The organism is Serratia sp. A07 (assembly GCF_058725505.1).
On the sequence record NZ_JBZXDO010000005.1, the window covers coordinates 1 to 24,005 of the forward strand.

The following is a 24,005-nucleotide window of genomic DNA, read 5'->3' on the forward strand; positions in this document are numbered from 1 at the left end:
TGGCCAGCCTGTGCCACCTGGCCTGGGCGCAGGTGTTGGCGCGCGCTACCGGCCGCGATGAGGTGGTGTTCGGCACCGTATTGTTGGGCCGCATGCAGGCCGGAGACGGGGCGGAACGGGCGCTCGGATTGTTTATCAATACTCTGCCGCTACGGCTGGATGTCAACGAGGTCGGCGCGGAATCGGCGGTGTTGCAGGCGCACATCCGGCTGAGCGGGCTGCTGGCCCATGAGCATGCGCCGCTGGCGTTGGCGCAGCGCTGCAGCGGCGTCGCCGCAGGCACGCCGCTGTTCAGTGCCCTGCTGAACTACCGGCATAACAGCGGCGAGGACACCGCATTGCCGACCGGCGTGACGCTGCTCGATAGCCAGGAACGTACCAACTATCCGTTCGTGCTGTCGGTCGAGGATGGCGGTGATTCGCTGGGCCTGACGGCGCAGGTCAGGCAGCCGATTGAAGCGCAGCGCGTGTGCGGCTATATGGCGCAGGCGTTGAGCGCATTGGCGCAGGCATTGGAGCAGGCGCCTCAGACACCGGTCTGCGAACTGGAGGTGATGCCGGATGAAGAGTATGCGCTGCAGCTGTGCCGCTGGAATCATACGGCGGAAGCTTACCCGGCGGATACCTGCGTGCACGAACTGTTTGAACAGCAGGCGCGGCAGACGCCGCAGGCCATCGCTTTGATTCAGGATGCGCAACGGCTCAGCTACGCACAGTTGAATGCGCGCGCCAACCGGTTGGCGCATCGGCTGATTGAGCGCGGCGTACAACCGGGCGACCGGGTCGCGGTGCGGCTGGCGCGCAGCATCGAACTGGTCTGCGCCCAATTGGCGGTAATCAAGGCCGGGGCGGCGTATGTCCCTATCGATCCGCAACTGCCGGCCGCGCGCCAGGCGTGGATCGCCGATGACAGCGGCGCCTGCCTGATGCTGACGGACGCCGTCGGCGACGAAAGCATTCCGCAGCTGACGGTCGAGGATCGCGAAGCTGAAGGTCATGTCGGTAACCCGGCGTTGCGCGTGTCGAGCGGCGCGACGGCCTACATCATGTATACCTCCGGCTCGACCGGTACGCCGAAAGGCGTCATGACGCCGCACCAGGGGATCACGCGTCTGGTGCGCAACAACCGCTACGCCGCCTTTGACGCCGACGACCGCATCGCCTTTGCCGCCAACCCGGCGTTTGATGCCAGCACGATGGAGGTTTGGGCCGCTCTGTTGAATGGCGGTGCGCTGGTGGTGATCGCGCCGGAAGTGATGATGGAGGCCGAGCGTCTGGCGGCCGAACTGCAACGCCATCGCATCACCACGCTGTTCTTGACTACCGCGCTGTTCAATCAGTATGTGCACAGCATCAGCGGCGCACTGGCGCAGTTGAAATATCTGATTAGCGGAGGGGAGAAAGAGGATCCGGGCGCTTATGCGCGGCTGTTGCAAGAGCGGGGGCCGGTGCACCTGATCCATGCCTATGGGCCGACGGAGACCACCACCTTTGCGACAACGGCACGTATCGAGCGGGCTGAGGGGGAGGCGCGCTTGCCGATTGGGAAACCGATCGGCAATACCCGCGCTTACTTGCTGGACGCCCGCGGGCGCCCGGTGCCGATGGGGGCGGTGGGGGAATTGCACATCGGCGGCGTGGGGGTGGCGTTGGGCTACCTGAACCGACCGGAACTGACGGCACAGCGCTTCCTGAGCGATCCGTTCAATCCGGTCGGTGGCGGCCGCATGTATCGCACCGGCGATCTGGCGCGTTATTTGCCGGACGGCAGTCTTGAATACCAGGGGCGATGCGATCAGCAGATCAAGCTGCGCGGGTTCCGCATCGAACCGGGCGAGATTGAGGTGCAGCTGGCGGCGAGCCCGTGGGTGCGGGAAGCGGTGGTGCAGGTTTGTTCGACGGAACATCATCCGCGCCTGGTCGCCTGGATCGTACCGACGGCCGACGTTGACCGCAGCGCGTTGCAGGGACAGCTACGGGCCTATCTGAGCGAACGTTTGCCGGAGTACATGGTGCCGTCGGCTTATGTCTGGCTGGATGCGCTGCCGTTGACCGCCAACGGCAAGCTGGATCGGCGCGCCTTGCCGGAGCCGGAGCGCACGGCAGTCGGCACTCGGGAGTATGCGGCGCCTCAGGGGGAGACCGAAACGACGCTGGCACGGGTATGGTGTGAGCTGCTCGAGATTGGCCAGATAGGGCGTCACGACAATTTCTTCGAGCTCGGTGGCCATTCGCTGCTGGCGGTACGTCTTTCCAGCCAGCTGCGTCAGCAAGGCATCACCTTGCCGGTACAGGCGATCTTCAACCATCCGATATTGGCCGAGCTGGCCGAGCGGATAGATCGTCGCACCGCCGAGGCTCCGCTGCGTAAAGCGGTGCCGGCTCGCAGCAGCGGCAGCCGGCCGCCGCTGTTCTTCGTCCCGACCGGCTTTGGCGACCACTCCTACGTGTTTGAATTGGCCAAGGAGATCGACGAGACCTTCCCGGTCTACGCCGTGCCGTGGCCGGCGGTGGAGGAGAAGCCGGCCACCATGTCCGATATGGCCGCCAGCGCCGTGGCGTTGATTCGCGAAGTGCAGCCGCAGGGGCCATACCATCTGGCGGGGTACTCTTCCGGCGGGGTGTTGGCCTATGCCATCGCCGAGCAGCTGCAATCGGCCGGGGAAGCGGTCGCTTTCCTGGGGCTGATCGACACGTTGCGGCCGGTGGCGGCAATGCACAGCCCGGTCCAGCTGTTGCTGAACTGGGTGGAGTCAACGCAGGAAAGGCCGGATCCGCAGTTCTGTCAGCAGTTGGCCGAGCTGCCGTTGCCGGAGGCGATCGCGGCCGTGCAACGCGCCGGGATCAAGACTCAGCGTGAGGAAGTGGCCGACGAGGCGGCGCTCTGGCAGCAGCGGCACCACTACGCCAAACTGGTGGAAGCGACCCTGGTGCAGCCCGCATCGCTGAAAATCCATCTGTTCAAGGCGAAGCAGGAGCAGGTTTCCGTCAATTCGCAGAACGCACAGTTCCAGGCGTATTGGCAGAAGATCAAGCAGGCGGGATATTGCCGCGAAGACGCTTCCGCGTTGGGATGGGATAAGCTGCTGCCGCCGGCGACCGTCCGCGTCAGCCAGGTCAACGGCGACCATGTGTCGATGATGGAGCATCCGGTTCATCGGCGTGAGCTGGGGCAACACTTCAATCTGGCGTTGCGCGAGCTCGGACAGGCGTAAGCCGGCGGGATGTATCCGATGAGAAAGCCCTCGCAAGAGGGCTTTTTTTTTACCCGTTGGCGGCGGTTTTGACGAGCTCCACCACCAGCGGTGATAGCTCGCCGCGCAGCGCGGCGCGTTCCGACTGGAACAGCGTAGCGACGTAAAAACGGTGAGCCGGCAGTTCGATGGCGCGCACGTCGCCTTCGCTGTCGTGGCCGCTGATGACCAGCGGGAAGCGTTGCAGATCGACGACGAATTCCGGATTGACGCCGAAGTTGCAGTGGTAGCCTTCATGGGTGTTCAGGCTGCCGTAGGCCCGTGCGACGCGGGTGTCGGGCTGGAAAACGATGTCGCCGGTTTTTTCCACCAGCGAGCAGCTAAGCGGAGCGATCACCAGCCGGCCACCGCTGTCGGTTTCCGCATGACCGGCGTCGTGCCAGCCCATCACGTTGCGGGCGTACTCGACGATCGCGTATTGAAAACCGCCGCAGGAGCCGAGGAACGGCACGTCGTTTTCCCGCGCATGACGGATCGCCATAAAAGCACCGTCGTCGTGACGATACGGGCTGCCCGGTACCACCCAGATGGCGTCGAAATCTTGCAGGACGTCGGGGGAGGTCAGGGTGTCGGTCGGTAGCCACTGGGGCTGCACGTCGATATCGAGGTGGGCGGCGGTGAGCTGGAGCGCTACGGGGATGGCCTGATGGGCCACGGCTTGCGGGGTGTAATCACCGACCAGAGCAATGCGGACTTGAGCTTTCATCATTTCCTTTCCTGTGCGGGTAAAAAAGGAGATTACAGGAAAGCGGGATCGTGAACCGCAGATTTTTTAAACGCTGCGCACAAAAAAGCCCGGCGTCGGCCGGGCTGGAAAAAGGGTTCAGTAAAGCGACGGCGCGCCGACCGGCCGGGTTTTGAAGCGGCGGTGCAGCCACAGATATTGCTCCGGTGCCCGCAGGATCTCTTTCTCGATCACTTTGTTCATATAGGCCGCCGCCGCCTGCTCGTCGCTGAGCGGATAGTCTTCCAGGGCCGGTTGAATCAGCAGGTCGTAACCACGGCCCCCTTCGCGGCGGATCAGCACCACCGGCACCAGCGCCGGGTTGGCCATGCGCGCCAGCATAAAGGTGCCGCTGGTGGTCGCGGCCTGATCGACGGCGAACAGCGGGGCGAATACGCTGCCGCGCGGGCCGTAGTCCTGATCCGGCGCGAACCACACCGCCTCGCCGCGCTTGAGTGCGTGCACCATGCCGCGCAGATCCTTGCGATCGATCATCGCCTTGTTGGAGCGCATACGGCCCTTGGTCTGGGCCCACTCCATCGCTTTGTTGTTGTGTGGACGGTACATCGCCATCATCGGCTGACACAGGCCCATAGCCCGGCCGCCCAGCTCCAGCGACATAAAGTGGACGCCGATCACCAGCACGCCGCGATCGTCACGCTGCGCCAGGTTGAGGTGGTTGATGCCGGAGACGTTGAACCAGCGCTTGACGCGTTTATCCGGCCAGAACCAGGCCATGCCGGTTTCCAACAGGCCCATGCCGAGCGATTCGAAGTTGCCCACCACTTTGCGCTCGCGCTGCGCTTCGTCCATCTCGGGGAAGCACAGCTCGAGGTTGCGGCGGGTGATGGCGACGCGACGCTTGAGAAAACGCATCGAGGTACGCCCCATCCACACCCCCAGCCGGTAAAGCAACGGATAGGGGAGCTGGACCAGCAGGAACAGCAGGGCGAGGCCGAACCAGGTGAGCCAGTAGCGCGGGTGCAGCAAGGCCAGTTGAAATGCTTTGGCTGATTTCATAGAAACTCGTTTTATACGTTAAAAAGGGGCAGCAAGCTGTAACGCATAAAGGTTCCACTCGATAGCGATACGACCACTCAGACACCCGGGCACGACCAGGGTTTAGTCGGGATTCCATAATTGACTAAACATTTACATTCGAAGGGCGGTTTGCGCTGCTATCAGGCTTCGGAGGGATAGCTGTTGGCCAGCGGAGGCGGCTCTAGGAATGCTTATGCTAGCACAGGGTACGGGGTGTGGCGGAAGAGGGGCATGCGAATATTCTCATTCGCGTTGCCCCTAAGTTGAAGATTGGCGCGTTTTATAGGCTGGGAATGATAATCGCGGCGAAGATTGCAGCGATCACCAGCCATTTCAGCAGGTAGTAACCGCGGCGGTTGCGTGCTTTCAGGCGCTGACCGGCATCGCGCACCGCGTTGACGTATTTGAAGATGCGGTTGATGCCGCCGGTGCGGTCCTGGTCGTCATTCGGCGAGCTGGCCGCAGACATCAGCGTAGAGCCGACCCAGTGGTTGACCGCCTGCGCCCAGCGCCACTTCATCGGCCGCTCGACGTCGCAAAATAGAATGATGCGCGTCTGGTCGGTGTCGTTCTGTGCCCAGTGCACGTAGGTTTCGTCGAAGATCACCGCCTCGCCGTCACGCCAGCTGTGCTGTTCGCCATCCACTTCGATGAAGCAGCGATCGTCGTTGGGCGTCATCAGCCCCAGGTGATAGCGCACCGAGCCGGCGTAAGGGTCGCGGTGTTTACCCAAATGGCTGCCGGGCGGCAGCTCGGCGAACATCGCCGCCTTGACCGACGGGATGCGGTTGAGCAGCTCGACGGTTTGCGGGCACAGCGTCTGCGCCGAAGGGTGACTGTCGCTGTACCATTTCAGATAGAAACGTTTCCAGCCGCGTTTGAAGAAGGTGTTGAAGCCGGCATCGTTGTGCGACTGCGCCTTTTTGATGTGATCCTGCAGGCGCACCGCTTCTTCGCGGATCACCTGCCAGTTGTCGGTCAGCGTCTGCAGCTCCGGGAAGCCTTTTTCGTCGAAATAGGGCTGTTTGGCGGGCAAACGGGAGAAACCGGTCATAAACATGTTGATCGGCCCCATAAAGGTGGAGTGATCGAACAGTTGGCGGGTAACCTTTTGTTTCTCTTTGCCGCGGGAGTGCGCGTAGAAGAAGCTGACGATGAAAATGCCGATAATGATCGCGGCAACCATAGAATCCATCCCTGTTAATGCTTGTTAAAAATTCATACAAATTATAGTTTTGTGGCAGGAAAAATTTAACGTTTTCGTGCTTTTTGACCGGGATTCGCTCGAACGGCATAAAAAAATGAGAAATTTATTTTTAATAAAATTTTATATCGATTTTTTGGTTTTAGTCCTATTCTTAAATCGTTCAAGGGGCGTTTCATGCCATCTTGTTTCATGACGAATGGCACGTATCTGAAAAAAGAGGGACTTATGAAGAAATCAATCATTGCCTTGTCTGCACTGCTGCTCGCTTCCCCGGTGTTCGCCGCTGAGACCGCGACCGACACCGCCGCTCACGCCAGCAACGAGGTCGTTGCCGAAGCGCACAAAGGGGCGGATACCGCCAAAGAAAAGCTGCACCAGTCTCAGGACAAGGGTGAAGAGCTGAAGCTGAAAGCCAAGCACGCCGCTGAAGGCAAGAGCGACAGCGTCGGCAGCAAAGTGAGCGAAGGCTCGCAAAAGGCCTGGCACTCCACCAAACAGGGTACGGAGAAGGCTTGGGATAAGACCAAGCAAGGGGCGGAAAGCCTCAAGAACAAAGCGACCGAATAAGGTCTCAGCTTTACCCCAAGGGCCGCGCTGCGGCCTTTTTTATTGCCTGCAAAACGGGCATGCCCCAAAAGAAAAAGGCGCCGCCTCTTGCAAGGTTGCGCCTTTTCAACACGTTAACTGACTAGTATCAGTTCATGCCGTATTTTTTCAGCTTCTTACGCAGCGTGCCGCGGTTGATGCCCATCATCAGGGCTGCGCGGGTCTGGTTGCCACGGGTGTATTGCATCACCATGTCCAACAGTGGCTGTTCAACTTCAGCCAGTACCAGCTCATACAGGTCATTTACGTCTTGACCGTTCAGTTGAGCAAAATAGTTCTTCAGTGCTTGTTTAACCGAGTCACGCAGAGGCTTTTGAGTCACCTGATCTTGTGAGTTAACGGTAGAAACGGTCAGTACGTCAGAATTTACGCGTTGTTCGAACATAGTTCTGTCAGCTCTTTTTTTACGCTAAGATTTTCGAAATATGCCTCCAACGCCTCCAGCTGTTCGCTGGCATCCTCTATGGCGTTGAATGTGCGCCGAAACTGGTCATTCGGAGCGTGTTCCTGGAGATACCAGGACACGTGCTTACGAGCAATCCGGAATCCCTTGCCTTGGCCATAGAAGCCGTGCAATTCCCGAATGTGCCCAATCAACAAGCGCTTCACCTCGCCAAGCGGCAGCGGCGGCAGCAGCTCCCCAGTGTCCAGATAATGCTGGATTTCCCGGAAGATCCAGGGTCTCCCCTGAGCAGCGCGGCCTATCATCAGGGCGTCGGCCCCGGTGTAGTCGAGCACTGCTCTGGCTTTATGCGGGTCAGTAATATCCCCATTCGCGATAATCGGAATGGAAACACTCTGCTTAACTGCCCGAATGCTGTCGTATTCCGCGTCGCCGTTAAACAGACAGGCGCGGGTTCGGCCGTGAATCGTCAGGGCCTGAATACCACAGTCTTCGGCCAGTTGGGCAATCTCTACACAGTTACGATGCTCTGGCGCCCAGCCGGTGCGAATCTTCAGCGTTACCGGCACATCCACCGCGTCAACCACCGCGTGGAGGATCCGTTTTACCAGATCCGGGTACTGCAACAAGGCGGACCCGGCAAGCTTCCGGTTCACTTTTTTGGCAGGGCATCCCATATTGATGTCGATGATCTGCGCGCCGCTGGCCACGTTGATACGTGCGGCGGCGGCCATATCATCAGGATCGCATCCGGCAATCTGCACGGAGCGGATCCCTGGTTCATCGCTATGCACCATACGCAGACGCGACTTATCCGTCCGCCACACCTCCGGGTTGGAGGAGAGCATTTCGGATACAGCCATCCCAGCACCCATTGCATGACAGAGGGTTCTGAACGGGCGATCTGTAATACCGGCCATCGGGGCCGCAATCAGGCAATTAGTAAGCTGGTGGTGTCCAATGCGCATAGACAAAGAGTGACCATACTGTGTCCGCAAGGGCGCGTATATTACGCATTTTTGCGTCGAGATGAAAGGCCAAACTTTAACCAATTGGCCCGATATTAGGACGAAAAATACGCTACGCGGTGATTCATAAAAATATTATATATATTTTACAATAAGTTGACGAAAAGTGCTTATTTTGTGTGCGGCAAAATATTCGCCTTTGCGCAGAATATTATCTGCATTCACCCGCGTTTTTTGCCGAGATAGCCTGTCTGGAAGGCGCATTGTCAGGGCGATCCGTCGTTGAGCGGCGAAAAATTGCATAAAATTTTGTCTCGCCCGCAGGCCGATCGTCAGGCAAAAAAAATCCACCGGCGCAGGGCCGGTGGATGAGGGGGCAATAGACCGTGACGCTTACTTGCGGCGGCCGGTGATGCGACACCACTCTTCACGCTCGGCGACCGGGTCGAGCGTGAACTTCTCTTCGTAGGCTTGCGCAACGCTGCTGGCCTGGCTGGCCAGCACGCCGGACAGCCCCAGATGACCACCGGCCTTCGGCAGGCAGCCGATCAGCGGCGCCAGCTCGCGCAGCGGGCCGGCGAGGATGTTGGCGACCACCACGTCAGCCAGCAGGTCCGCCGGCTGGTCTTTCGGCAGATACAGCTCCAGACGCTCTGAAACGCCGTTACGCTGCGCGTTGTCGCGGCTGGCCTGAATGGCCTGGGGATCGATATCGATGCCGATAGCGCGCGCTGCACCCAGCTTCAGGGCGGCGATTGCCAGGATGCCGGAACCGCAACCGAAGTCGATAACGGTTTTGCCGGCCAGATCGAGGCCGTCCAGCCACTGCAGGCACAGCGCCGTGGTCGGGTGGGTGCCGGTGCCGAACGCCAGGCCCGGATCGAGCATCACGTTGACCGCGTCGGGATCCGGCACGTCACGCCAGCTCGGGCAGATCCACAAGCGCTCGCCGAAGCGCATCGGGTGGAAGTTGTCCATCCACTCGCGCTCCCAGTCCTTGTCTTCCAGCTGTTCTATCTTGTGGCGGAAACCGGCGCCCAGCAGCGGGTGCTGTTCCAGCATCGCCACCACCTCGGCCATATCGGTTTCCGCGTCGTACAGGCCGATCACGTCGGTATCGCCCCACAGCAGGGTTTCACCCGGCAAGGGTTCGAACACCGGGTTGTCGTGGGTGTCCTGGAAAGTCACCGACACGGCGCCGCTTTCCACCAGCGCGTCGCTCAGGTCTTCCGCCTGGCTGCCGGTGGTGTTCAGTTTGAGTTGGATCCAAGGCATAGCAATTCTCTTCAAGAGGGTAATGATGACGCCGCCCGGCGCTTTTCGCCGACGACGTTACCGAAATAAAACGCCAACAGGCTGAGCAACAGCGAAGGCACGATAGGGTGCAGCCCCGCCGGCTGCAGGTTGAAGCTGGCCAATAGCGTATAGCATACCGCACCCGACACCATTGAGCTAAGCGCTCCCTGAGCATTGGCGCGTTCCCAATACAGGCCCAGCACCAACGGCCACAGGAAAACCGCCTCCAGCCCGCCGAAAGCCAGCAGGTTGAGCCAGATGATCATCTCCGGCGGTCGCCAGGCCGCCAGCAGCACCAGCAGGCCAAGGATCAGCGTGGTCAGGCTGGAGAAGCGCTTGATCAACCGCTCGTTGTGGATCTGCTGCGGCCGCACGCCCAGGTAGAGATCCTTGATGATGGTGGCGGAGGATTGCAGCAGCTGGGCGTTGATGGTCGACATGATCGCCGCCATCGGCGCCGCCAAAAAGATCCCGGCGGCGTACGGCGGCAGCACGGTGATCATCAGCGTCGGGATCACCTGATCGGGGATCTTGAGATCCGGCAACACCGCGCGGCCGAGCGCGCCGGCCAGGTGCATGCCGAACATCAGCACCGCCACCACCACGGTGCCGAGCAGAATGCCGCGATGCACCGCCTTGCTGTCCTTGTAGGAGATGCAGCGCACGGCGGTGTGCGGCAGGCCGATCACCCCGAAGCACACCAGGATCCAGAACGACGCCATAAACGGCAGGCTGAGGATCTGATCGCCGCCCTGTGGCGACACCAGCGCCGGATCGATCTGCTGCAGCTTGTGCACCGCGCTGTCCAGTCCGCCGGCGGCGTGGATCACCGCCACCAGCAGCAGCACGGTGCCGAGCAGCATCACCAGCCCCTGCATCGCGTCGTTCAGCACGCTGGCGCGGAAGCCGCCGAAGGCGGTGTACAGCGCGATGCTGATGCCGAAGATCAGCAGGCCGGTGTCGTAAGGAATGCCGGCGGCGGTCTCCAGCAGGCGGGCGCCGCCGATAAACTGCACCGTCATGGCGCCGAGAAACGCCACCAGCAGGCTGAGGCTGGCCAACCACACCAGCAGGCGGCTTTGGTAGCGGCCATACAGCATGTCATTGAGGGTGATGGCGTTGTAGCGCCGCGCCAGGATGGCGAATTTCTTGCCCAGCACCCCGAGCGACAGCCACACCGCCGGCAGCTGAATCATCGCCAGCAGCACCCAGCCCAGGCCGTATTTGTAGGCGGCGCCGGGGCCGCCGATAAACGAACTGGCGCTGATGTAGGTGGCGGTCAGGGTCATCGCCAGCACAAAGCCGCCCATCGAGCGGTTGCCGAGGAAGTATTCGCTGAGGAAATTCCCGCTCTGGCGGCGGCTGTAGGCGTACACCGACAGACCGAACACCAGCAGCAGGTAGGCGACCAGCGGCAGGATCACTTCAGTTTGCATCGCGGTCCTCCAGCGAAATGTCGCGGAACACCGTGCGCACCATTAGCCAGCACAGGCCGATGAACAGCATCGGCACCAGCAGGCAGGCCATTTCGAACCAGTGCGGCAGGCCGGTGACGCCGATAGCGCTGTCCGGTAGGTAGGCCGCCAGCCCCCAGGCCAGCAGGTAGAGCAGCGTCAGCCCCAGCGCCCAACGCGCTTCGCGGTGCGCCTGGATAAAACGTTTGTCCATCCGTGTCTCCCATAGGTTTACGGTGATGGATTCATCAAAGGTAGGGAATTTTACGGCATGACGGCGTTTTGCCAAGCCGTTACTGGCGGCAACGCCAAAGAAAAAGGCCGGTGATTAACCGGCCTTTCGTCAGACGATGCTGCGTGGCTGCCTTAGGTTTCCTGCAGACCCAGCTTCTTCTCCAGATAGTGGATATTGGTGCCACCGTGCTGGAAGTTTTCGTCATTCATGATCTTCTGCTGCAGCTCAACGTTGGTTTTGATGCCGTCGATGATCAGTTCAGCCAGGGCGTTCTTCATGCGGGCAATCGCCACGTCACGGTTTTCGCCGAAGGTGATCAGTTTGCCGATCATGGAGTCATAGTACGGCGGTACGGTATAACCGGCGTAGATATGAGATTCCCAACGCACGCCGAAACCGCCTGGCGCGTGGAAGCGGGTGATCTTGCCCGGGCTCGGCAGGAAGGTGTTCGGATCTTCGGCGTTGATACGGCATTCTACCGCGTGGCCGTGGATCTTCACTTCTTCCTGTTTGATCGACAGTGGTTGACCGGCAGCGATGCGCAGCTGCTCTTTGATCAGATCCACGCCGGTGATCATTTCGGTAACCGGGTGCTCTACCTGAATACGGGTGTTCATTTCGATGAAATAGAACTCGCCGTTTTCATACAGGAACTCGAAGGTACCCGCACCGCGGTAGCCGATTTCCACGCAGGCTTTCGAGCAGCGTTCGCCGATGTAACGGCGCATTTCGCTGGTGATGCCCGGTGCCGGCGCTTCTTCGACCACTTTCTGGTGGCGGCGCTGCATGGAGCAGTCGCGCTCGGCCAGATAGATGGCGTTACCCTGGCCGTCGGCCAATACCTGAATCTCGATGTGGCGCGGATTCTCCAGGTATTTTTCCATGTACACCATGTCGTTGTTGAAAGCCGCTTTGGCTTCCGCTTTCGTCATGTTGATGGACTGCTCAAGGTCTTTGTCGCTGCGCACGACGCGCATGCCGCGACCGCCGCCGCCGCCGGACGCCTTGATGATCACCGGATAACCGATGCGCTTGGCGAAGGCACGGTTTTTATCCATGTCGTCGGTCAGCGGGCCGTCGGAGCCCGGTACGCAAGGCACGCCGGCTTTCTTCATGGCGTTGATCGCGGAAACCTTGTCGCCCATCAGGCGGATGGTTTCGGCTTTCGGGCCGATGAAGATGAAGCCGGAGCGTTCAACCTGCTCGGCGAAGTCGGCGTTCTCGGACAGGAAGCCGTAGCCCGGGTGGATCGCCACGGCGCCGGTGATTTCCGCCGCCGAGATGATGGCCGGGATGTTCAGGTAGCTTTTTACTGATGGCGCAGGACCGATGCAGACGGTCTCGTCGGCCAGCAGCACGTGTTTCAGATCGCGGTCGGCCGCGGAGTGAACCGCAACGGTCTTGATGCCCAGTTCTTTACAGGCACGCAGGATGCGAAGCGCGATCTCGCCGCGGTTGGCGATAACAATTTTATCAAGCATGGGGGCGCCTCGTTATTCGATGACGACCAGCGGCTCGTCATATTCGACCGGCTGGCCGTGTTCCACCAGGATGGCTTTCACGACGCCGGACTTGTCCGCTTCGATCTGGTTCATCATTTTCATGGCTTCAACGATGCACAGGGTATCGCCGGCGTTCACTTTCTGGCCCACTTCCACGAAGGCTTTCGCGTCCGGGCTTGGGGTGCGGTAGAAGGTGCCTACCATTGGCGAACGAACGACGTGGCCACTCATGGCCGCCGGTGCCGCCGGGGTTTCTGCCGCAGGTGCGGTAGCAACGGCGGCAGCCAGGGCCGGCTGCTGCTGTGCCGGCATCGCATAGGCCTGTTGCATGACAGGGTAAGCCTGCGCCGGTGCGGCACGGCTGATGCGAACCGATTCTTCGCCTTCAGAGATTTCCAGTTCAGAAATGCCTGATTCTTCAACCAGTTCGATCAGTTTCTTGATTTTACGAATATCCATGAGTGTGATTCCGTACTCTTTTTGTGGAGCAATTAGTGGGTTTTTGACAGACGGTTAACCGCTGCCTGTAAAGCGAAAGCGTAGCCATCCGCGCCGAGGCCGCAAATCACGCCTACCGCCACGTCTGAGAGATAGGAGTGATGGCGGAAAGGTTCGCGGGCGTGCACGTTGGACAGGTGGATCTCGATGAACGGGATCTGCACCGCCAGCAACGCATCGCGCAGCGCCACGCTGGTATGCGTGAACGCCGCCGGGTTTATCAGAATGAAATCGGTGTTGCCGCGCGCCTGATGAATGCGATCGATCAGCTGATGCTCGGCGTTGGATTGCAGATGGCTCAGGGTAATATCCAATGCGGATGCCTGGTTTTCCAATCCGTTAACAATCTCTGTCAGCGTCGTGCTGCCGTACTTCTCCGGCTCACGCGTCCCCAGCAGATTGAGATTGGGGCCGTTCAGAAGCAAAATGTGAAACTTATCCGCCATTGTGCTGGTATCTCCGGCAATAAAACCATCATCGTAGAAAATAACCCGATGTTATCGATTTGTCACCTGTTAAGGGGCCAATTCACCCTGAGAACAGAAACAAGGTCGGGCATTATAACGATATCGTAGCAATTCGCAGCTAAATACTGGTCTTATCAGCGAAGATATTCAACCCCAAATCGACGAACTCGGGGATCCGTGACAGGAATATGAGCGCTGGAACACAGAAAAAGTTCCGGCCGGCGGCGCGTGTTTTTCAACGACAATAACGCGCGCCGCCGCGTGATTCAGCGCCACCAGGCGCGGAATTTCTTGTAACGCAGGCCCAACAGCGCCACCGCCAGCAGCGCGTAGATGAACGGCTGGGGGGAAAACGTTTTGACCGACCACAGGTAGTGGATAGGGGCGAGGATCGCCGCCAGATAGACGAAGTTGTGCAACATTTGCCATTTGGCGCCCAGTTTGCGCATCGCCCACAGCGTCGAGGTGGCCGCCAGCGCCAGCAGGATCAGCCAGGTGAGGATGCCAAGCGTCAGATAAGGGCGATTCACCAGCTCGCTGCCCAGCAGGCCGAGATTGCTCAGCCCCAGCTCCAGCGTGGAGTAGCTTATCAGGTGCAGCGTGCCCCAGGCAAAGCACCACAGCCCCACCAGACGGCGGCAGCGGATCAGCAGCGGCTGGCGGGCGTAGCGCGCCAGCGGGGCGATCATCAGCGTGGCCAGCAGCAGTTTCAGCGTCATCCTGCCGGTAAAATGTTGGATGTCCTTGGACGGATCGGCGCTGAACCAGCCCTGATCTACCGCCAGCACCAACCACAGAAAGGGCAAAAACGCCGCCAGATGCAGGGCGGCTTTCAGCCATTTGATATGAACAGGCGTCAGGCGCACTTAGAAATTCTCCCGCAAATCCATGCCGCGATACAGCGACGCCACCTGATCGGCATAGCCGTTGAACAGCAGCGTCGGTTGGCGTTTGACGTCGAGAATGCCGCCGGAGCCGATGAAACGCTCGGTGGCCTGCGACCAGCGCGGATGATCGACGTGCGGGTTCACGTTGGCATAAAAACCGTACTCGTTCGGCGCGGATTGGTTCCAGGTGGTCGGCGGCTGATCGCGCACCAGACGGATATGCACGATCGATTTGATGCCTTTGAAGCCGTATTTCCATGGCGTGATCAGCCGCAGCGGCGCGCCGTTTTGCGGCGGCAGGGTTTTGCCGTACACGCCGACGGTCAGCAGCGCCAGCGGATGCATCGCCTCGTCCAGCCGCAGCCCTTCGACGTAGGGGTACTTCAGGCCGCCACCGATAAAGCGATCTTTCTGGCCGGGCATCTGCTCCGGATCGTACAGCGTCTGGAAGGCCACGTAGCGCGCGTTGCTGTTCGGCTCGGCCAGCTTGAGAAGCTTACCCAGTTCGAAACCGATCCACGGCACCACCATCGACCAGGCCTCGACGCAGCGCATGCGGTAAATGCGCTGTTCCAGCGGGAAACGCTTCATCAGATCGTCGATATCCAGCGTTATCGGCTTCGCCACTTCGCCATCGATGCGCACTTTCCAGCCTTCGGTTTTCAGCCCGCCGGCGTTGGCGGCCGGATCGGCTTTGTCGAGGCCGAATTCATAGAAGTTGTTGTAGCCGGTGACCTTGTCTTCCGGCGTCATTGCCAGCTGCGCCTGCCAGGCGGCCGGCTTGCTGAATTCCAGCGCTTTGCCCGGCGGCGCCTTGGGGCGATCGTTGCCTTTGAACCACGACAGCAGATCCGCCCGTGCGCCGGTAGGCAGCGCCAGCGTAGCGGCGGTGATGCCGAGCGCCTGCAGCACTTTGCGCCGCTGGTGGAACACGCTCTCCGGCGTGACGTCGGCCTCGGTCAATTTCGGGTGTTTGTTCATGCTTATGTTCTCCGCGACTGATTCCCGCCGCCTGCGAGCGGCTAACGGGTCTCCATGAAATAAGCATGGCGCTAAAGCCGGCCGGAAGCGAGGGGACGCGGGAAAATATGAAATTTCGCAGAAGCGGGTGAACCCCCGTTGCCGGGGGGAGAAGGTCAGCGGATTTTCACCAGGGTGCGGCCGGTGATTTGGTTGCTCAGCAGCGCGGCGGCGGTGGCCGGCGCCTGCTCGAGGGTGATTTCATGCGTGGCCTGCTGATAGAAGCTGTCCGGCAGAATACCGGCCAGCCGCTCCCAGGCGGTTTGGCGGCGGTGCAGCGGCGTATGTACTGAATCCACGCCCTGCAGACGCACGTTGCGCAGAATGAACGGCATCACGGTGGTCGGCAGCTGATAACCGCCCGCCAGGCCGCAGGCGGCGACGGTGCCGTTATAGTTCATCTGCGCCAGCACCCGCGCCAGCAGTTTGTCGCCGACGGTGTCCACCGCGCCGGCCCACAGCTGTTTCTCCAGCGGGCGCGGCGTGTCGATATAGCCATCGCGCGACATCACCTCTTTGGCGCCGAGCGCTTTCAGGTAGTCGGTATTGCTATCGCGGCCGCTGATGGCGGTCACCCGATAGCCCAACGCCGCCAGCAGGGCGATGGCGGTGCTGCCCACGCCGCCGCTGGCGCCGGTAACCAGAATATCGCCGTCGTCCGGGTGCACGCCGCCTTCCTCCAGCGCCATGACGCACAGCATGGCGGTAAAGCCGGCGGTGCCGATGATCATCGCCTTGCGCTCATCCAGGCCGTTCGGCAGCGGTACCAGCCATTCGCCCGAGACGCGCGCCTGCTCGGCCAGGCCGCCCCAGTGATGTTCACCCACGCCCCAGCCGGTGAGCACCACGCTTTGCCCCTCTTTGAAGCGATCGTCGCGGCTGTGGCGCACGGTGCCGGCGAAGTCGATGCCCGGCACCATCGGGAAGTTGCGCACGATCTTGCCTTTGCCGGTGATCGCCAGCGCATCCTTATAATTTAGGCTGGACCAGTTGATGTCGACGGTGACATCGCCTTCCGGCAAGCTATCGCTGCCGATATCTTTGATTTGAGCCAGAGTTTGGTCGTCTTGTTGTTCCAATAACAGTGCACGCATGTCACTCTTCCTCTCGTTTACACTTTTCTATCAATGGCTGAATCACATTTATTTGACTATATGCATAATAAGCGGCCCAAGTCCTGACAAAGGACAAAAACGGCGCTTGCAGGTTTAATTCTTCAGCAAGGCTTGTTAGGGTTGGACGGCCCCTTTTAGCTAAAGGGTGAACACTCACTTAACCATAGCGGACAAGGCACAGGGATGCGATTTACCACCAAACTCTCTGCATTGATCACTCTGTTGGTCGCGCTGGCGATGTTTTTGATGCTGATGGGATGCTCATACAGCTTCTTTTACGTTACCCAGGATCGCCAGGAGCGTCGCTTTGATTCGCTGGTTACCTCTATCGATCAGGCCATGTTGCACGAATCGCCGCGCGATCAGGAGAAATGGTTGCCGATCGTCATGCGCCCGCTCGGCATCGTGTCGATCCGCGTAGAGGCCGGCACCAGCCAGTTTCTCAACTATAAATTGCCGACGCTGAAAAAAGAGCCCTGGGATACGCTGAACGGCTATCGTCAGGTCTCGCGCCCCCTGTTGCAACATCCGGGCAGCACGCTGTACATCACTTACCTCGATCCCTTCGCCAGCGACGTGCGCACGTTGCAGTCCACCGCCGCCGTCACGCTGTCGATCGTCGTCATGGTGGTGGTTTTGCTGTTCAGCCTGCGCTGGTTGCGTGAGCAGGCCGACGGTGAAGATCGCCTGGAACGCCGCGCGCGGCGCATTCTGAACGGCGAGCGTGAAAACGTCATGCAGGGCGACGTGCGTGAGTGGCCGGCCAACGTCAGCGGCGCGCTCGATCGCCTGCTGGCCGATCTGGCGGAAGCGCGGGAAGAGCGCAGCCGGGTCGATACGCTGATCCGCGCCTTCGCCGCGCAGGACGCCAAAACCGGGCTGAATAATCGCCTGTTCTTCGATAATCAATTGACCACTCAGCTGGAAGACGAAGGTTCGCACGGCATCGTGATGATGGTGCGGCTGCCCGATTTCGAGACCCTGCGCGACACGCACGGCAGCGTGGCGGTACAGGAGCTGATGTATTCGCTGGTTAACCTGCTGTCTACCTTTGTGATGCGCTACCCCTCGGCGCTGCTGGCGCGCTATTTCCACAGCGATTTTACCGTGCTGTTGCCGCATCGAACCCTGAAGGAGGCCGACGGCATCGCGTCACAGCTGGTCAACGCCATCGATGCCTTGCCTTCCACGGCGCTGATCGATCGTGAGGCCTTCCTGCACATCGGCATCGTGGCGTACCGCAGCGGGCAAACCACGGAGCAGGTGATCGATTACGCGGAGCAGGCGACGCGCCACGCGACGCTGCAGGGCGAAAACGGCTGGTATGTGTACGACAGCCAGGTGCCGGAAAAGGGGCGCGGCAGCGTCAAGTGGCGCACGTTGCTGGAACAGGTACTGGCGCGCGGCGGCCCGCGGCTGTATCAGAAACCGGCGGTGACCGTGGCAGGCGAGGTACACCATCTTGAGATCATGAGCCGGATTTATGACGGCTCCCAGGAGTTGCTGCCGGCGGAATATATGCCGCTGGTGCAGCAGCTGGGGTTGGCGGAGAGTTACGATCGCCAACAGGTGAGCCGCATCATCCCCTTGCTGGCGCAATGGCCTGAGGAAACGCTGGCGTTTCCGCTGTGCGTCGACTCGATTTTGCAGCGTTCTTTCCAGCGCTGGCTGCGCGATACGTTGTTGCAGTGCGAAAAAAGTCAGCGTAGGCGAATTCTGATTGAACTTGCGGAGGCAGATGTGTGTCAACATATCGACCGTTTGCGTCCGGTACTGAAGTTGCTGTCAGGGCTGGGCTGCCGCCTCGCGGTGTCCAAAGCGGGTTTAACCGTGGTCAGTACGTCCTATATCAAGTCGTTGCAGGTGGAGATCGTCAAGCTCCACCCGGGGCTGGTGCGGAGTATCGATAAGCGGGACGAAAATCAGCTGTTCGTGCAGAGCCTGACGGGCGCCTGCGCGGGCACGCACGCGCAGGTGTTCGCCGCCAGCGTACGCACGCGCAACGAGTGGCAGACGCTGAAAGAGCGTGGTATCCACGGCGGGCAGGGCGACTTTTTCGCGTCGCCGGAACCGATCGACGTGGGGCGTAAAAAATATTCACGTCGTTATCGTGTTTAAGCTGATTGCCGGACAAAAATTGACGTAGAATGAGCGCCGGATCCATCTGGGCCATGTCACCCGTCATTTTGGAGTTTTCTCCAATCTGCCTGCGACAACGACGCCTATTTGAGATAGGCTCTTGTCAGCTTTTATCTGGTTGACGTTGGTAGGTGCTTACCATCGGCGGCAATCAGGGAATATGTTAGATTTTATGAGCTGTGTTACGCCGTTTCGTGCGTTGACAGGGTGGTAAACTGAGCCTTTGTTCAGGGAATTCAGGCCTCATCCAATTTCCGTGCATTCGAGCAGAAACAATACAGACTATTTTTCACCGAAGTAGAACGTTTTTGCGCCTTGTCGCTGCTTCGTGTGGTTGGTAAAGTAGGCGGATTTTATTTTCCGCCCCCAGCTTGCAGGATTATCCTTTCGTTATGTTTAAGAAATTTCGTGGCATGTTTTCCAACGACTTGTCCATCGACTTGGGTACCGCCAATACCCTGATTTATGTTAAAGGGCAAGGCATCGTACTGAATGAACCTTCGGTGGTTGCCATTCGCCAGGATCGTGCCGGCTCCCCAAAGAGCGTAGCGGCCGTCGGTCATGACGCCAAACAGATGCTGGGCCGCACCCCCGGCAACATCGCGGCTATTCGCCCGATGAAAGACGGCGTAATCGCCGACTTCTTCGTGACCGAAAAAATGCTGCAGCACTTTATCAAACAGGTTCACAGCAACAGCTTCATGCGCCCAAGCCCGCGCGTGCTGGTCTGTGTGCCGGTCGGCGCAACCCAGGTTGAACGCCGCGCTATCCGCGAGTCCGCCCAAGGGGCCGGCGCGCGTGAAGTGTTCCTGATTGAAGAGCCGATGGCGGCGGCGATCGGCGCAGGTCTGCCGGTTTCCGAAGCGACCGGTTCCATGGTGGTGGATATCGGTGGCGGTACCACGGAAGTGGCGGTGATCTCGCTGAACGGCGTGGTGTACTCCTCTTCCGTGCGCATCGGCGGCGACCGCTTCGATGAAGCCATCATCAATTATGTGCGCCGTAACTACGGCTCGCTGATCGGCGAAGCGACCGCCGAGCGCATCAAGCACGAAATCGGTTCTGCCTATCCGGGCGACGAAGTGCGCGAAATCGAAGTCCGCGGCCGTAACCTGGCCGAAGGCGTACCGCGCGGCTTTACCCTGAACTCCAATGAAATCCTCGAAGCCCTGCAAGAGCCGCTGACCGGCATCGTCAGCGCGGTGATGGTTGCGCTGGAGCAGTGCCCGCCAGAATTGGCCTCCGACATTTCCGAACGTGGCATGGTCTTGACCGGCGGCGGCGCGCTGCTGCGCAACCTCGATCGCCTGCTGATGGAAGAAACCGGCATTCCGGTCGTGGTGGCGGAAGATCCGTTGACCTGCGTGGCGCGCGGTGGCGGCAAGGCGTTGGAAATGATCGACATGCACGGCGGCGATTTGTTCAGCGAAGAATAGTCAGCCCCTGGAAGGAGGAATCGTATCGGATGAATGCGCACAGCGAAAATCGGGTACGGTTCCTCTTTCTGTTGTCGAGGAACTCGCATAATTTATGAAGCCGATTTTTAGCAGGGGGCCTTCCCTGCAACTGCGACTTTTTTTGGCGGTGATCGCGGCCATTGGCCTGATCGTTGCTGACAGCCGGCTCGGCACGTTCGTGAAGATACGCAACTACATGGACACCGCAGTCAGCCCTTTCTATTTTCTGGCCAACGGGCCGCGTAAAGTTTTGGACAGCGTGTCAGAAACGCTGGCTACCCGCCAACAGCTGGAGCTGGAAAACCGAGCTCTGCGGCAGGAACTGCTGCTGAAAAACAGCGATATTCTTCTTCTTGGCCAATTCAAGCAGGAAAACGCCCGTTTGCGCGAGCTGCTGGGTTCCCCGCTGCGCCAGGACGAACACAAGATGGTGACCCAGGTCATCTCCACCGGTTCCGATCCGTACAGCGATCAGGTGGTGATCGACAAAGGGTCGGACAACGGCGTCTATGAAGGCCAGCCGGTGATCAGCGACAAGGGCGTGGTTGGTCAGGTGGTGGCGGTGGCGAAAGTCACCAGCCGCGTGCTGCTGATCTGCGATGCCTCGCACGCGCTGCCGATCCAGGTGCTGCGCAACGATATTCGGGTGATTGCCGCAGGCAGCGGCTGCGCCGACGATCTGCAGCTGGAGCATCTGCCGAACAACACCGATATCCGCGTTGGCGACGTGCTGGTGACCTCCGGCCTCGGCGGCCGCTTCCCGGAAGGCTATCCGGTGGCGGTGGTCTCCTCGGTCAAGGTCGACAACCAGCGCGCTTACACCGTGATTCAGGCGCGGCCGACCGCCGGTCTGCAGCGCTTGCGCTACCTGCTGCTGCTGTGGGGCGCCGATCGCAACGGCGACATGCCGCTGCCGCCGGACGAAGTGCACCGCGTGGCAAATGAACGCCTGATGCAGATGATGCCGCAGGTGCTGCCGCCTGCCGGTTCGGTCGGGCCTCAGCTGCCGGCTCCGGCTACCGGCGTGGCGCCGCAAACCGCCGCTCCGGCGTCTGTCCAGCCTCAAGCTCAGCCTGCTGCGGCGGGAGTGGTGCAATGAACAGCTACCGCAGCCACGGGCGCTGGATAATCTGGCTGTCGTTCCTGGTGGCGTTGGTGCTGCAAATCATGCCGTGGCCGGAGCAAATCTACATGTTCCGGCCTTCCTGGCTGGTGTTGATCCTGATCTACTGGGTGATGGCCTTGCCGCACCGGGTCAACGTCGGCACCGGCTTCGTGCTGGGGCTGATCATGGATCTGATCCTCGGCTCCACGCTGGGCGTGCGCGCGCTGGCGCTGGGTATCATCGCCTACCTGGTGGCGTTCAAATTCCAACTGTTCCGCAATATGGCGCTGTGGCAACAGGCGCTGATCGTCGTGCTGCTGTCGCTGTCGATGGACGTGGTGGTGTTCTGGGCTGAGTTTTTAGTGATCAACGTCTCTTTCCGCCCAGAGGTGTTCTGGAGTAGTGTGGTAAACGGCATTTTGTGGCCGTGGTTGTTCCTGTTGATGCGCAAAATCCGCCGTCAGTTCGCCGTACAGTAAGGGTATCTCAATGACTTCGCTTTATCTGGCCTCCGGCTCCCCACGTCGACGTGAACTGCTGACCCTGTTGGGCGTGTCGTTCGACATTCTGCTGACGCATACCGAAGAGCAGCGCCGGGAAGGCGAAGCCGCCGAAGCCTATGTGCGCCGCCTGGCGCAGGACAAGGCCAAAGCGGGTGTAGCGTTGGCGCAGGAAGATCGGCCGGTGCTGGGCGCCGACACCATCGTGGTGCTCAACGGCCGGGTGCTGGAGAAGCCGCGCGACGAAGCCCATGCGGCGGATATGCTGGCGGCTTTGTCGGGCAAACAGCATCAGGTGATGACGGCGGTGGCGATCGCCGATCGCCACGACGTGCGCTGCCAGCTGGTGGTGACCGACGTGACGTTCCGCAGCCTGTCACAACAGGATATCCGCGACTATATTGCTACGGGCGAACCGATGGATAAAGCGGGCGCCTATGGAATTCAAGGAAAGGGTGGTTGTTTCGTCAGAACGATAACCGGGAGTTATCACGCGGTGGTCGGTCTGCCGCTGGTCGAAACACATGAGCTGCTCAGTAATTTTGTCGCATTACGTGATGTAAGAACCGGTTGATGGGCGCTGCCATTATCGACCGGCTCTGAGGAGAAGGCATGACAGCTGAGCTACTGGTTAATATCACACCGTCTGAAACGCGGGTCGCCTATATCGATGGCGGCATTCTGCAAGAGATCCATATCGAACGCGAATCCAAACGCGGCATCGTCGGCAATATCTATAAAGGGCGCGTCAGCCGCGTCTTGCCGGGGATGCAGGCGGCGTTCGTCGACATCGGCCTGGACAAGGCCGCCTTCCTGCACGCCTCCGACATCATGCCGCATACCGAATGCGTCGCCGGCGACGAGCGGAAAAACTTCCACGTGCGCGACATCGCCGAGCTGGTGCGCCAGGGGCAAGACCTGATGGTGCAGGTGGTGAAAGATCCGCTCGGCACCAAGGGCGCGCGCCTGACCACCGACATCACGCTGCCATCGCGCTATCTGGTCTTCATGCCGGGCGCGGCGCACGTCGGCGTTTCACAGCGTATCGACAGCGAAGCCGAGCGCGAGCGCCTGAAATCCATCGTTGCGCCGCACTGCGACGAGCTGGGCGGTTTTATCATCCGCACCGCGGCGGAAGGCATCGGCGAGGAAGAGCTGGCGCAGGATGCCGCGTTCCTTAAACGCCTGTGGACCAAGGTAATGGAGCGCAAGAAGCGCAACCAGACCAAATACAAGCTGTACGGCGAGCTGGCGTTGGCGCAACGCATCTTGCGCGATTTCGCCGGCGCGGCGCTGGATCGCATCCGCGTCGATTCGCGGCTAACGCACGATCTGCTGGTGGAGTTTACCGGCGAGTACATCCCGGACATTACCAACAAGCTCGAACTCTATACCGGCAGCCAGCCGATTTTCGATCTGTACGATGTGGAAAACGAGATCCAGCGTGCGCTGGAACGTAAGGTGGAGCTGAAGTCCGGCGGCTATCTGATCATCGATCAGACCGAGGCGATGACCACGGTCGACATCAACACCGGCGCCTTCGTCGGCCACCGCAACCTCGACGAAACCATCTTCAATACCAACATCGAGGCGACGCAGGCCATCGCGCGCCAGCTGCGGCTGCGTAACCTGGGCGGCATCATCATCATCGACTTTATCGATATGAACAACGAAGAGCATCGCCGCCGGGTGCTGCACTCGCTGGAGCAGGCGTTGAGTAAAGATCGGGTAAAAACCACGATCAACGGCTTCTCTCAGCTAGGCTTAGTTGAAATGACGCGTAAACGAACGCGTGAAAGCATTGAACATGTGCTCTGTCACGATTGTCCTACTTGCAATGGGCGCGGCACCGTGAAAACGGTGGAAACCGTGTGCTACGAGATCCTGCGCGAGATTGTGCGCGTGCACCATGCTTACGATTCCGATCGCTTCCTGGTGTACGCTTCGGCGGCGGTCGGCGAAGCGCTGAAGAGCGAAGAGTCGCATGCGCTGGCCGAAGTGGAGATCTTCGTCGGCAAACAGGTGAAGGTGCAGATCGAACCGTTGTACAGCCAGGAGCAGTTCGACGTCGTCATGATGTAGCCCGTCCGACATCGTAAGGGCCCGGATGCCGGGCCCGTCAGTGCA

At 60.1% G+C, this 24,005-nt stretch carries 22 protein-coding genes; 8 read left to right on the plus strand and 14 right to left on the minus strand.

Translation table 11 applies throughout. The features are described from left to right. Positions 1 to 3,215: non-ribosomal peptide synthetase (locus AC4PR2_RS07010; RefSeq protein ID WP_492174961.1), on the plus strand; the 3,215-nt coding region annotated here is incomplete at its 5' end. 49 nt (positions 3,216 to 3,264) lie between these two features. Here the strand turns inward: AC4PR2_RS07010 and AC4PR2_RS07015 are convergent. From AC4PR2_RS07015 to lpxO, 3 genes are all read right to left on the minus strand, one after another. Then, entirely contained in the window at positions 3,265 to 3,963 is a 699-nt protein-coding gene (locus AC4PR2_RS07015) for a CTP synthase C-terminal region-related (seleno)protein (protein WP_321189997.1), read from the minus strand. A 114-nt stretch (positions 3,964 to 4,077) separates the two neighbouring features. Further along, positions 4,078 to 4,998 carry a kdo(2)-lipid IV(A) palmitoleoyltransferase gene (gene lpxP, locus AC4PR2_RS07020; protein WP_060440957.1) on the minus strand — a complete coding sequence of 307 codons (921 nt, stop codon included), beginning with the start codon at positions 4,996 to 4,998 and terminating at the stop codon, positions 4,078 to 4,080. A 301-nt stretch (positions 4,999 to 5,299) separates the two neighbouring features. Then, on the minus strand, positions 5,300 to 6,205 hold the full coding sequence (gene lpxO, locus AC4PR2_RS07025) for a lipid A hydroxylase LpxO (RefSeq protein ID WP_060424607.1): 906 nt from the start codon (positions 6,203 to 6,205) through the stop codon (positions 5,300 to 5,302). Between the two features lie 246 nt (positions 6,206 to 6,451). Between lpxO and AC4PR2_RS07030 the strand changes: the two genes are divergently transcribed. Further along, positions 6,452 to 6,793 (plus strand): hypothetical protein, encoded by a 342-nt coding sequence (locus AC4PR2_RS07030; protein ID WP_016930249.1) that lies wholly within the window; start codon positions 6,452 to 6,454, stop codon positions 6,791 to 6,793. A 127-nt stretch (positions 6,794 to 6,920) separates the two neighbouring features. Here AC4PR2_RS07030 and fis read toward each other — a convergent pair whose 3' ends face one another. From fis to acuI, 11 genes are all read right to left on the minus strand, one after another. After that, complete coding sequence (gene fis, locus AC4PR2_RS07035) at positions 6,921 to 7,217, minus strand: DNA-binding transcriptional regulator Fis (RefSeq protein WP_000462905.1); 297 nt, start codon at positions 7,215 to 7,217, stop codon at positions 6,921 to 6,923. Beyond that, positions 7,199 to 8,203: a tRNA dihydrouridine synthase DusB gene (dusB, locus tag AC4PR2_RS07040; protein ID WP_004936856.1), complete on the minus strand. Its 1,005-nt coding sequence runs from the start codon at positions 8,201 to 8,203 to the stop codon at positions 7,199 to 7,201. Before dusB ends, fis begins: the two co-directional genes overlap by 19 nt. Positions 8,204 to 8,596: 393 nt before the next feature. After that, the gene (prmA, locus tag AC4PR2_RS07045) at positions 8,597 to 9,478 is read right to left on the minus strand and encodes a 50S ribosomal protein L11 methyltransferase (RefSeq protein WP_033636181.1); all 882 of its coding nucleotides are present in this window, start codon (positions 9,476 to 9,478) and stop codon (positions 8,597 to 8,599) included. 11 nt (positions 9,479 to 9,489) lie between these two features. Then, entirely contained in the window at positions 9,490 to 10,935 is a 1,446-nt protein-coding gene (panF, locus tag AC4PR2_RS07050; protein WP_336948333.1) for a sodium/pantothenate symporter, read from the minus strand. Further along, positions 10,925 to 11,167 carry a DUF997 family protein gene (locus tag AC4PR2_RS07055; RefSeq protein WP_197659211.1) on the minus strand — a complete coding sequence of 81 codons (243 nt, stop codon included), beginning with the start codon at positions 11,165 to 11,167 and terminating at the stop codon, positions 10,925 to 10,927. Before AC4PR2_RS07055 ends, panF begins: the two co-directional genes overlap by 11 nt. 152 nt (positions 11,168 to 11,319) lie before the next feature. After that, positions 11,320 to 12,669 carry an acetyl-CoA carboxylase biotin carboxylase subunit gene (gene accC, locus AC4PR2_RS07060; protein ID WP_004936886.1) on the minus strand — a complete coding sequence of 450 codons (1,350 nt, stop codon included), beginning with the start codon at positions 12,667 to 12,669 and terminating at the stop codon, positions 11,320 to 11,322. 12 nt (positions 12,670 to 12,681) lie between these two features. Beyond that, positions 12,682 to 13,149 carry an acetyl-CoA carboxylase biotin carboxyl carrier protein gene (accB, locus tag AC4PR2_RS07065; protein WP_492174962.1) on the minus strand — a complete coding sequence of 156 codons (468 nt, stop codon included), beginning with the start codon at positions 13,147 to 13,149 and terminating at the stop codon, positions 12,682 to 12,684. A 32-nt stretch (positions 13,150 to 13,181) separates the two neighbouring features. Beyond that, the gene (gene aroQ, locus AC4PR2_RS07070) at positions 13,182 to 13,634 is read right to left on the minus strand and encodes a type II 3-dehydroquinate dehydratase (protein WP_004936891.1); all 453 of its coding nucleotides are present in this window, start codon (positions 13,632 to 13,634) and stop codon (positions 13,182 to 13,184) included. 287 nt (positions 13,635 to 13,921) lie between these two features. Next, a complete protein-coding gene (gene msrQ, locus AC4PR2_RS07075; RefSeq protein WP_047729766.1) occupies positions 13,922 to 14,521 on the minus strand; it encodes a protein-methionine-sulfoxide reductase heme-binding subunit MsrQ in 600 nt (199 codons plus the stop codon). Continuing rightward, positions 14,522 to 15,523 carry a protein-methionine-sulfoxide reductase catalytic subunit MsrP gene (msrP, locus tag AC4PR2_RS07080; RefSeq protein WP_047729767.1) on the minus strand — a complete coding sequence of 334 codons (1,002 nt, stop codon included), beginning with the start codon at positions 15,521 to 15,523 and terminating at the stop codon, positions 14,522 to 14,524. Between the two features lie 155 nt (positions 15,524 to 15,678). Further along, the gene (acuI, locus tag AC4PR2_RS07085; RefSeq protein WP_443014494.1) at positions 15,679 to 16,656 is read right to left on the minus strand and encodes an acrylyl-CoA reductase (NADPH); all 978 of its coding nucleotides are present in this window, start codon (positions 16,654 to 16,656) and stop codon (positions 15,679 to 15,681) included. 204 nt (positions 16,657 to 16,860) lie between these two features. Here acuI and csrD point away from each other — a divergent pair, with 204 nt between their 5' ends. From csrD to rng, 6 genes are all read left to right on the plus strand, one after another. Beyond that, on the plus strand, positions 16,861 to 18,795 hold the full coding sequence (gene csrD / locus AC4PR2_RS07090) for an RNase E specificity factor CsrD (protein ID WP_142110579.1): 1,935 nt from the start codon (positions 16,861 to 16,863) through the stop codon (positions 18,793 to 18,795). Between the two features lie 413 nt (positions 18,796 to 19,208). Beyond that, entirely contained in the window at positions 19,209 to 20,252 is a 1,044-nt protein-coding gene (mreB, locus tag AC4PR2_RS07095) for a rod shape-determining protein MreB (protein WP_003855260.1), read from the plus strand. Positions 20,253 to 20,346: 94 nt separating this feature from the next. Continuing rightward, the gene (mreC, locus tag AC4PR2_RS07100) at positions 20,347 to 21,372 is read left to right on the plus strand and encodes a rod shape-determining protein MreC (RefSeq protein ID WP_060424614.1); all 1,026 of its coding nucleotides are present in this window, start codon (positions 20,347 to 20,349) and stop codon (positions 21,370 to 21,372) included. Next, complete coding sequence (mreD, locus tag AC4PR2_RS07105; protein WP_004936918.1) at positions 21,369 to 21,857, plus strand: rod shape-determining protein MreD; 489 nt, start codon at positions 21,369 to 21,371, stop codon at positions 21,855 to 21,857. Before mreC ends, mreD begins: the two co-directional genes overlap by 4 nt. 10 nt (positions 21,858 to 21,867) lie before the next feature. Then, positions 21,868 to 22,452 carry a Maf family protein gene (locus tag AC4PR2_RS07110; protein WP_004936921.1) on the plus strand — a complete coding sequence of 195 codons (585 nt, stop codon included), beginning with the start codon at positions 21,868 to 21,870 and terminating at the stop codon, positions 22,450 to 22,452. A gap of 38 nt (positions 22,453 to 22,490) precedes the next feature. After that, positions 22,491 to 23,960, plus strand: a complete 1,470-nt coding sequence (gene rng / locus AC4PR2_RS07115; RefSeq protein ID WP_025304418.1) for a ribonuclease G — start codon at positions 22,491 to 22,493, stop codon at positions 23,958 to 23,960. Positions 23,961 to 24,005: the final 45 nt, after the last annotated feature.